Here is a 9,136-nt window from a genome sequence, read left to right as displayed (position 1 = left end):
GCTATGCCCGGTCCCCCCGGCCGGGTGGTTTTCCCGCCCCCCCGGGCGCCCCGCGGGCCGGGGGGGGGGGGGCTGGGCCCCCGGGGGGGGTTCGGCATGCCGGTTTTAATGCCCCAACGCACGGACCGACCGCTGTCGGACCCTCCCGCTAGCGTGGAGCGCACATCGAGGCCGGACGGATCGACCCCCTGCGGGTACACGCGGCCAAGGGGGAGCGGGATGGGAACGCCCCGGCACCGCTCGTCCGCGGGCCCGGGCACCCTGATCCGGCCCCGCTCCCCCTCCTCAGCTCTCCTCGGCCCGGATCCCGAGCGACTTCTTCACGAAGTCGACCTGGAGCAGCAGCAGGTTCTCCGCGACCTCCTCCTGCGGCGTCATGTGGGTGACGCCGGAGAGCGGCAGCACGGTGTGCGGCCGCCCGGCGGCGAGCAGCGCCGAGGAGAGCCGCAGGGTGTGCGCGGCCACCACGTTGTCGTCGGCGAGCCCGTGGATGATCATCAGCGGGCGCTCCAGGCCGGCCGCGTAGCCGGTCAGCGAGTTGCCGTCGTACACCTCGGGGTGCTCGGCCGGGTGGCCCAGGTAGCGCTCGGTGTAGTGGGTGTCGTACAGCCGCCAGTCGGTGACCGGCGCGCCCGCGACCGCCGCGTGGAAGACGTCCGGGCGGCGCAGCACGGCCAGCGCGGCGAGGTAGCCGCCGTACGACCAGCCGCGGATGGCGACCCGGTCGAGGTCGAGCGGGAACTCGCCGCCGAGCGCCCGCAGCGCGTCGACCTGGTCGTCCAGGGTGGCCCCGGCGAAGTCGTGGTGGATCGACTTCTCCCAGGCCGGCCCGCGCCCGGGGGTGCCCCGGCCGTCGGCGACGACGACCGCGAAGCCCTGGTCGGCGAACCACTGCGAGTTGAGGTGCGGGTTGTGCGCCTGGACGACGCGCTGGCCGTGCGGGCCGCCGTAGGGGTCCATCAGGACGGGCAGCAGGCCGTCCCGCTCGCGGTCGTAGCCGGTGGGCAGGAAGACCGCGGCGGGGATGCGGCGCTCGCCGGCGAAGCGGAACACCGGGCGGGCGGTGATCACCGGGGTCTCGGCGTGCGAGGCGATGACGGCGACGTCGTCCACCACGACGCCCTCCGGCAGGTCCCGGGCGACCTGCACCAGGGTGCCGGGCAGGTCGGGCTCGGCGGTGGCCCGCACGGTGACGCCGGCCGCGTGCACGGCGGTGGTGACGGAGGTGAACGGGCGGCCGTTGGCGGACTCCCAGGCGAGCCGCTTGCCGTCGTGGCTGATCCGGCCGACGGCGATCCAGCCGGGCTCGGGGTCGGTCTCGGCGGCGCCGCCGGAGGCCGTGAAGAAGACCTCCCCGGCGGTGACCGCGAGCACCGAGCGCAGGTGCAGGTCGGGCCCGGTGGCGGTGTGGTCGCCGATCACCAGCGAGCGCGCGCCGGACTCGTCGGAGATCCGCACCAGCCTGCCGTCCGGGGTCCAGGCCGGGACGCCCTGGAACAGCTCCAGCCAGACGTCGTCGTGCTCCTCGTGCAGCACCTCGGTGGCGCCGGTGGCGACGTCCAGGCCGAGGGTGCGCTGGGTGCGCTGGTCGCGGGACTGGACGAGCAGCAGCGGCACGCCGCCCTTCGACCAGTGCACCCGGGCCAGGTAGGGGAAGGCCGCGCGGTCCCAGACCACCTCGGTGCGGGTCCCGTCCAGAGCGAGCAGCCAGAGGCCGACCTCGGCGTCGGCGGTGCCTGCGGCCGGGTAGGCGACCTCGGCGGGCTCGCGGTCCGGGTTGGCCGGGTCGGCGATCCACCAGCGGTTGACCGGGGTGTCGTCGGCCCGCTCGACCAGCAGCCGGTCGCTGTCCGGGGACCACCAGTGGCCGCGGTCGCGGTCCATCTCCTCCTGGGCGATGAACTCGGCCTGGCCCCACGTCACGTTCGGCCCGTCGGGCCGGGCGAGGGCGCGGTCGCCGGTGCCGTCGACGCGGGTCAGCCGCAGCTCGCCGGAGGTGGTGGCGTACACGACGTGGGTGCCGTCCGGGGAGGGGCGCGGGTCGAGCAGCGGGCCCTCGGCGGGCAGTTCGGTGGCGGTGCCGGCGACCAGGTCGGCGACGAACAGCCGGCCGGACAGGGCGAAGGCGGCGATCCGGCCGGCGCCGTCCAGGGCGTAGCCGACGATCCCGGCCGAGCCCTCGCGGCTGCGCTCGCGGCGGGCCCGCTCGGCCGGGGAGAGGTCCTCCTCGCCGCCGCCGAGCAGCACGGCCGGGTCGGCGGCGATCCGCTCCTCGCCGGTGGCGGTGTCGAGGGTCCAGAGCAGATTGGCGCGGTCGCTGCCGGACCGGGAGCGCAGGAAGACGACCCGGGAGCCGTCGGGTGCGACGGAGAACGACCGGGGGGCGCCGACGGTGTAGCGCAGGGTGCGCGCGTACTGCCGCGGGAAGGTGTCCGCTGAGGTGTGGGTGGTCATGGCACCAGACCCTACGACCCGGGGTCGGCCGATGGTGATCACTCGTTCGGAGCATCGGCCCCAAGTACGCCCGGACGGGTCCCGCACCCCCTCCGACCGGCCCATGCGCCCCAGCAGTGCCACCGTGCCCCGGGGCATGCGGACTCACCCAGCGTCATGACACCCTCACTCTTCGGGTATGACTGGTGCACGAGTGCTCGCCAGGCCCCGAGGAGTGTGAGCCGCCATGGCCCTGTCCATCTCCGCCGCCATGCTGATGCTGGTCATCGTGGTGGTGCTGATCCGCCGCTCCGGCCTGAAGCTCGCGCACGCGATCGTCTGCGCGCTGCTCGGCTTCTACCTGGCGTCCAGTTCCATCGCCCCCTCGATCAGCCAGGTCACCAGCAACCTCGCGGGGATGATCAACGGCCTGCGGCTCTGACCCGCCGCGTGCGGTCACCGGGCGGTGCGCCGGTCGTTAGGCTTCCTCCCATGACCGCGACTACCGGCCGCCGCCTCCTCCTGGTGCACGCGCACCCCGACGACGAGTCGATCAACAACGGCGCCACGATGGCCCGGTACGCCGCCGAGGGCGTCCACGTCACCCTGGTGACCTGCACCCTCGGCGAGGGCGGCGAGGTGATCCCGCCGGAGCTGGCCCATCTGACGGCGGATCGGGACGACACCCTCGGCGCGCACCGGATCGGCGAGCTGACCGCGGCGATGTCGGCGCTCGGGGTCACCGACGTCCGCTTCCTCGGCGGCCCGGGCCGCTACCGCGACTCCGGGATGATGGGCGTGCCCGACAACGACGCGCCCGGCTGCTTCTGGCGGGCCGACGTGGACGAGGCGGCCGACCGGCTGGTGGCGGTGGTCCGCGAGGTGCGCCCGCAGGTGCTGGTCACCTACGACGAGCACGGCGGCTACGGGCACCCCGACCACATCCAGGCGCACCGGGTCGCGACCCGCGCCCACGAGCTGGCCGCCGACCCGGCGCACCGGCCCGAGCTGGGCCCGGCCTGGCGGATCGCCAAGGTGTACTGGAACCGGGTGCCCCGCTCGGTGCTCGAACGGGCGCTCGCCGAGACCGCCGAGAAGGCGCCGTTCCCGGGCGTGGCCGAGCCCGCGGACGTGCCCGGGGTGGTGGACGACCCGCTGGTCACCACCGCCCTGGACGGCGCCGCGTACGCCGGCCGCAAGGCCGCCGCGATGGCCGCGCACGCCACCCAGATCACCGTGGACCCCACCGGCGCGTTCTTCGCGCTCTCCAACCACCTGGGCCAGCCGCTGCTGACCACCGAGTACTACCAGCTGGTGCACGGCCAGGCCGGGCCGCGGCTGCCGGAGGACGACCTGTTCGCCGGCCTGGACCCCGTACCGGCGCCCGGTGGCGCCGCTGCCTCCGAGGAGCGCGCCCGATGACCCCGCCCGCCCCGGCGCGGCCCGCCCGCCGCTCGATCCCGGCGACCGTCCTCGGCACCCGCGACGAGCGGCTGAAGGAGCCCCAGCCCCCGCGCGCCGCACGGATCGCGGCCTATGTCCTGTTCTTCCCGCTGGGCTTCGCGGTGTCGGTGTGCGGAGCGTTTGTGCAGGCCTTGTGGCCGCCCGTGGGACTCCTGCTGGCGCTCGCCGCCACCGCGGCGACCTTCTACGGCGGCCTGCGGGTGACCGGCACCCGGCTCGGCGCGGCCGTCCCGGCGGCCGGCTGGTTCGTGGCGCTGCTGATGGTGATGGTCCCCCGCCCGGAGGGGGACAACGTGCTCTGGACCAACAGCACATCGCTCGCCTGGCTGTTCGCCGGCTCGATCCTGGGCGTGATCTGCGCCACCCTGCCGACCCGCGCCGGCTGGTTCCCCGGGGTGGCGGGCCCGCCCCGCTGACCCGGGCGGCCACCCGCGTACGGTGGCCGGTACGACGGGCAGTCAGCACCGCCCGGTCGTACTCTCATACCGGAGGAACCGGACGTATCGGGATCTCTCCGAACCGGTTCACCGGTCGGTTCTTCCCAGTATGGTGGTGCCGCAGAAGCCGTACCCGACGCCGCCCGCCAGGCCCGGCGCCGACGAACCGCGGTCGCGCCGCACGGCCCGGCCCGCGAACCCGGAGCAGAGCAGCATTGAGCAGCCGCGAATCTGACAACGCCCACCCGACGCCTCGGCGCACGGGCCCGGACGCCTACCCGTCGGGCACCCCGCCCTACGGGACACCGGGCTTCGCCGGCGGCGACCGCACGGGCGGCACCGGTGCCGCCAAGGGCCCGGCTCCGGAGGGCGAGGACGAGGGTCCGAAGACCGAGACCACCCTCACCACGCGGGTCCGGATCAACATCCCCGGCTCGCGACCGATCCCGCCGGTGGTGGTCCGCAGCGCCGTCAAGAACGAGGACGGCGGCGGCGAGGAGGCCCCGGCGCCCGCCGCCGAGCCGGCCGGCCCCCGGCACCGCTCCGCCGCGCCCGCCTCCCCGGTGCTCGGCGTGATGGACGGCGGCGGCCGCGGCACCCCGCCGAACCTGCCGCCGGAGTGGCAGATCCCGCCGGCCACCTCCGAGGCCGAGTCGACCGGCGCGTGGTTCCGCCCGCGCCAGAAGAAGGCCCCGGCCGCCGAGGGCGCCGCCCCCGCACCGGCCACCGCCGCGGCCCCGGCCGCCGGTGCCGCACCCGCCGCCACCGCACCGGCCGCCGCACCGCAGCGCGGCACCGCCCGGGCCGACGGCTCCCGGCCGCAGGCCGAGCGCCCCGCCGCGGCCGCCCCCGGCGCGACCCGCACCAAGGGCCGCGCGGTGCCCGCCCAGGCCCAGGCCCCCGCGGCGCACCCGAACGGCACGCCCGCCGCCCCGTACGGCGCGGCCCAGGAGCTGCCCGCCGACGAGGCCGGCGTCTACGCCGACTCCACCACCGAGCTGTACGCCCCGCCGGTCCCGGCCGACCCGTTCGCGCCCGCCGACCCCTTCGCCCCGGTCCCCGGCGCTCCCGGCGCACCGAGCCCCGAGGACACCTCGGTCGACGGCTTCGCCCCGATCCGCGACGGCGCCCCGGCCGCGCCCATATCCGGCGCGCCCGCCGGCACCCCGCAGCCCGGCCTCTTCCCCGGCGCCCCGGCCGGTGCCGACCCGTTCGCCGTCCAGCGCCCGCCGGCCGCCGCCGCGAACGGCGCCCCGGCCCCTGGCGGCCTCTTCCCCGGCGCCCCCGGCCGCCAGGGCGAGCCCGTCGCCGACCCCTTCCAGACCTCCGGCCCGCCGGCCGAGAGCGCGACCGCCACCCCGGCCGCCGCCACCGCCCCGGCCGCGGACGGCCCGTCCGCCCCGAAGCCGGCCCCCTCCGCCGCCAAGCCCGCGCCGACCCCCAAGCCCAAGCCGAGCGCCGCCAAGAAGCTGGTCAAGCTCGCCACCTACGCCGTCTTCGCGGTGGGCTTCCTCGGCGCCGCCGCCTACGGCACCGGCCTGATGCTGAACCAGTCCGACGTCCCCAAGGGCACCGTGGTGCTCGGTACGGACATCGGCGGCAGCAGCCGCGACCAGGCCATCCACCAGCTCGACGAGAGCGTCGGCAAGGCCGGCCAGCAGCCGGTCAAGCTGAAGGTCGGCGAGCAGAGCATGGACCTCGACCCGACCGCCGCCGGGCTCGCCTTCGACACCACGGCCACCGTGGACAAGCTCGCCCAGCACTCCTACAACCCGCTGGACGTCCTCAAGTCGCTCAAGGGCGACGAGAAGGCGGTGCCGCCTGAGGTCAAGGTCGACCGGGCCAAGCTCAAGTCCGCGCTGGAGGCGCTCGCCGGCGGCAGCGGCCAGGGCCTCCAGGAGGGCTACGTCAAGTTCTCCGAGACCGGCGAGGCCGTCGTCGTCCCCGGCAAGGCCGGGCAGGCGGTGGACTCCGCCGCCGCCGTCGACCTGGTCGACGCGGCCTACCGCGACCGCGCCGCGGGCAAGCCCGACCAGGCCGTCGCACTGGCCGTGACCGCCGCCCAGCCGAAGACCTCCGCGCAGGCCCTCCAGGGCGCGGCGGACACCCTCGGCAAGTCCGCCGTGAACGGCCAGATCCACCTCCAGGCCGGCACCAAGAAGTTCGACTTCGGCCCGAAGACCGCCGCCGTCGCCCTCACCCTGGTCCCGGACGCCAACGGCAAGTTCGTGCCCAAGTGGGACCTCGACGCGCTCAACCGCCAGATGGTCGCCGGCGGCTTCGACAAGGTGAAGACGAAGAAGAACGGCCAGCTCGTCACGATCACCCCGCAGGACGTCGCCGACCAGATCACCCTGCTGCTCGACAAGACCGGCGACCGGGACCGCACCTTCAAGTTCCCGGTCTGACCGAACCGTTATCGAGGGGCGGGCCCGATTCCGGGCCCGCCCCTCGACAACCCCACTCCCGGTCAGCAAGATGTGTCGCCTGTCGTCCGCCACATCCGTCCCGGGAGAACCACCATGGGCCGCCCCCTGTACCGCCGCACGGCCCTGCTCGCCGGCCTCACCGCCGTCTCGCTCTCGCTGGCGCTCTGTTCCTGCGGCCCCGGCGGCGGCTCCGCCGACGCCGGCACCCGCGCCCTGCCGAGCGCGGTCGAGAGCCCCAAGCTCACCGCCGTGGACATCAACCCGCACGACCGCGCCGAGCTGCGCCAGGGCGGCACCCTGCGGGTGGCGATCGCGCAGTACTCCACCCAGTGGTCGCCGATCCAGACCGACGGCGGCGAGTCCTCCACCATCGCCGTCAGCAAGCCGCTGCTGCCGACCTTCTTCCGCTCCGACGCGGCCGGCACCCAGACCCCCAACCCGGCCTACCTGCTGGAGGCGCACGCGGAGCAGCGGGACGGCCGCCAGGTCGTGGTCTGGACGCTGAACCCCAAGGCCCACTGGTCCGACGGCGCGCCGATCACCTGGCGCGACATCGAGGCCAACTGGCGGGCGCTGAACGGCAAGGACCCGGCGTACCGGGCGGCCAGCAGCACCGGCTTCGAGCAGGTCTCCGCGGTCGAGCGGGGCAAGGACGACTACCAGGCCGTGATGACCTTCGAGCGGCCGTACTCCGAGTGGCAGTCGATGTTCAACGGCGCCGCCAACGCCCCGCTGCTGCCGGCGAGCAGGGTCGCCACGCCCGAGCTGTTCAACACCTCCTACCTGGACGCGATCCCGGTCACCGCGGGCCCGTTCAAGGTGGAGAGGATGGACCGGACGGCGCAGACCGTCACCCTGGTCGCCGACCCGGCCTGGTGGGGCGACAAGCCCCTGCTGGACCGGATCGTCTTCCGCGCCATGGTGCCCAACACGATGGCCGCCGCCTTCAACAAGGGCGAACTCGACCTGTACAACAACGGCCCGGACGTGGCCGGCTACCAGCTGATCCGCAGCACCCCGGGCGCCGCCGTCCGGCGGGCCGGCGGGCCCGACTTCCGGCAGTTCACGCTGAACGGCCGCAGCCCCGCGCTCACCGACCCGGCCGTCCGCCAGGCGATCTTCCAGGCGATCAACCGGGACGCCATCGCCCGCTCCGACCTCGCCGGGCTCGACTGGCCCACCGTCACCCTCAACAACCACCTGCTGGTGGCCAACCAGAACGCCTACCGGGACAACTCCCTGGGCCTGAGCCGCTACGACCCGGCCGAGGCCGTCCGCAAGCTCGACGCGGCCGGCTGGAAGCTCGACGGCGACGTCCGCCGCAAGGACGGCAAGGAGCTCAACCTGCGGATGGTCATCCCGGCCGGCGTCACCCAGGCCCAGAACGAGGCCGCCGTCACCACCGGCATGCTCAAGGAGGTCGGGATCAAGGTCACCACCGTGACCGCCAGCCCCAACGACTACTTCGACAAGTACGTCAACAAGCGGGACTTCGACATCGCCGCCTACTCGCTGTTCGGCACGCCGTTCCCGGCCAGCGGCAACCGGACCAACTTCGCCGCCAACGGCGGCACCAACCACTCCCAGACCGGCAGCCCGGCGGTGGACGCCGCGTTCGACCGGGCGGCCGCGGCGACCGACGCGGCCGGCGCCTTCGAGGCCATCAACCAGGCCGACGGCGAGCTGTGGAAGGTGGCCGGGATGCTGCCGCTCTACCAGCGCCCGCAGTTGTTCGGCGCCCGGGCCGACCTCGCCAACATCGGGGCCCAGGGCCTGTCCGACATCGTCTGGGAGAACGTCGGCTACCAGAAGTGACGGAGGGGGCCCCGGAGTCCGCGACGACTCCGGGGCCCCCTCCGGTCCGCTGCGCTCAGCCCGCGCCGATCACGTCCCGGACCTCCGCGAGGTGGCAGGCCGACTCGTGCGCGGCCGGGCCGCTCAGCGTCGACGGCACGGCCAGCAGCGGGACCTCGGTCGAGCAGCGCTCCTCCGCCTTCCAGCAGCGGGTGCGGAAGCGGCAGCCGGACGGCGGGTTGGCCGGCGACGGGATGTCGCCGCTGAGCAGGATCCGCTCCCGCTGCTCGCGCCCGGTCGGATCGGGCACCGGGACGGCGGAGAGCAGCGCCTGGGTGTACGGGTGGGTCGGGTGGGAGTAGATCTCCTCCTCCGTCCCGATCTCGACCATCGTGCCGAGGTACATCACGCCGACGCGGTCGGAGATGTGCCGGACGATGGAGAGGTCGTGCGCGATGAACATGTAGGAGAGCTGGAACTCGTTCTGGAGCTGCTCCAGCAGGTTGATCACCTGCGCCTGCACCGAGACGTCCAGCGCGGAGACCGGCTCGTCGCAGATGATGATCTCCGGCTTGAGCG

Annotated in this window: 7 protein-coding genes; 5 read left to right on the top strand and 2 right to left on the bottom strand. The window is 74.7% G+C overall.

From position 1 onward, the window contains the following. Positions 1-285 precede the first annotated feature (285 nt). Entirely contained in the window at positions 286-2,454 is a 2,169-nt protein-coding gene (locus ACFVFS_RS37645; protein ID WP_380629507.1) for a prolyl oligopeptidase family serine peptidase, read from the bottom strand. A 226-nt stretch (positions 2,455-2,680) separates the two neighbouring features. Here ACFVFS_RS37645 and ACFVFS_RS37640 point away from each other — a divergent pair, with 226 nt between their 5' ends. From ACFVFS_RS37640 to ACFVFS_RS37620, 5 genes are all read left to right on the top strand, one after another. Continuing rightward, complete coding sequence (locus ACFVFS_RS37640) at positions 2,681-2,875, top strand: DUF2304 family protein (RefSeq protein ID WP_344344199.1); 195 nt, start codon at positions 2,681-2,683, stop codon at positions 2,873-2,875. Between the two features lie 50 nt (positions 2,876-2,925). Then, complete coding sequence (mshB, locus tag ACFVFS_RS37635; RefSeq protein ID WP_380629506.1) at positions 2,926-3,855, top strand: N-acetyl-1-D-myo-inositol-2-amino-2-deoxy-alpha-D-glucopyranoside deacetylase; 930 nt, start codon at positions 2,926-2,928, stop codon at positions 3,853-3,855. Further along, on the top strand, positions 3,852-4,313 hold the full coding sequence (locus tag ACFVFS_RS37630) for a DUF6113 family protein (RefSeq protein WP_380629505.1): 462 nt from the start codon (positions 3,852-3,854) through the stop codon (positions 4,311-4,313). The genes mshB and ACFVFS_RS37630 overlap by 4 nt, the downstream gene beginning before the upstream one ends. Before the next feature lie 236 nt (positions 4,314-4,549). Further along, complete coding sequence (locus ACFVFS_RS37625; protein ID WP_380629504.1) at positions 4,550-6,742, top strand: hypothetical protein; 2,193 nt, start codon at positions 4,550-4,552, stop codon at positions 6,740-6,742. A gap of 114 nt (positions 6,743-6,856) precedes the next feature. Next, positions 6,857-8,578 carry an ABC transporter family substrate-binding protein gene (locus ACFVFS_RS37620; protein WP_380629503.1) on the top strand — a complete coding sequence of 574 codons (1,722 nt, stop codon included), beginning with the start codon at positions 6,857-6,859 and terminating at the stop codon, positions 8,576-8,578. A 55-nt stretch (positions 8,579-8,633) separates the two neighbouring features. Here ACFVFS_RS37620 and ACFVFS_RS37615 read toward each other — a convergent pair. Continuing rightward, positions 8,634-9,136 (bottom strand): oligopeptide/dipeptide ABC transporter ATP-binding protein (locus ACFVFS_RS37615; protein ID WP_380629502.1); only part of this gene is annotated, 503 nt, incomplete at its 5' end.

Origin of the sequence: Kitasatospora sp. NPDC057692 (assembly GCF_042799475.1) — a bacterium.
GTDB lineage: Bacteria > Actinomycetota > Actinomycetes > Streptomycetales > Streptomycetaceae > Kitasatospora.
The sequence above is the reverse complement of the archived record's forward strand: the minus strand, read 5'-3'. Positions and strand labels throughout refer to the sequence as shown.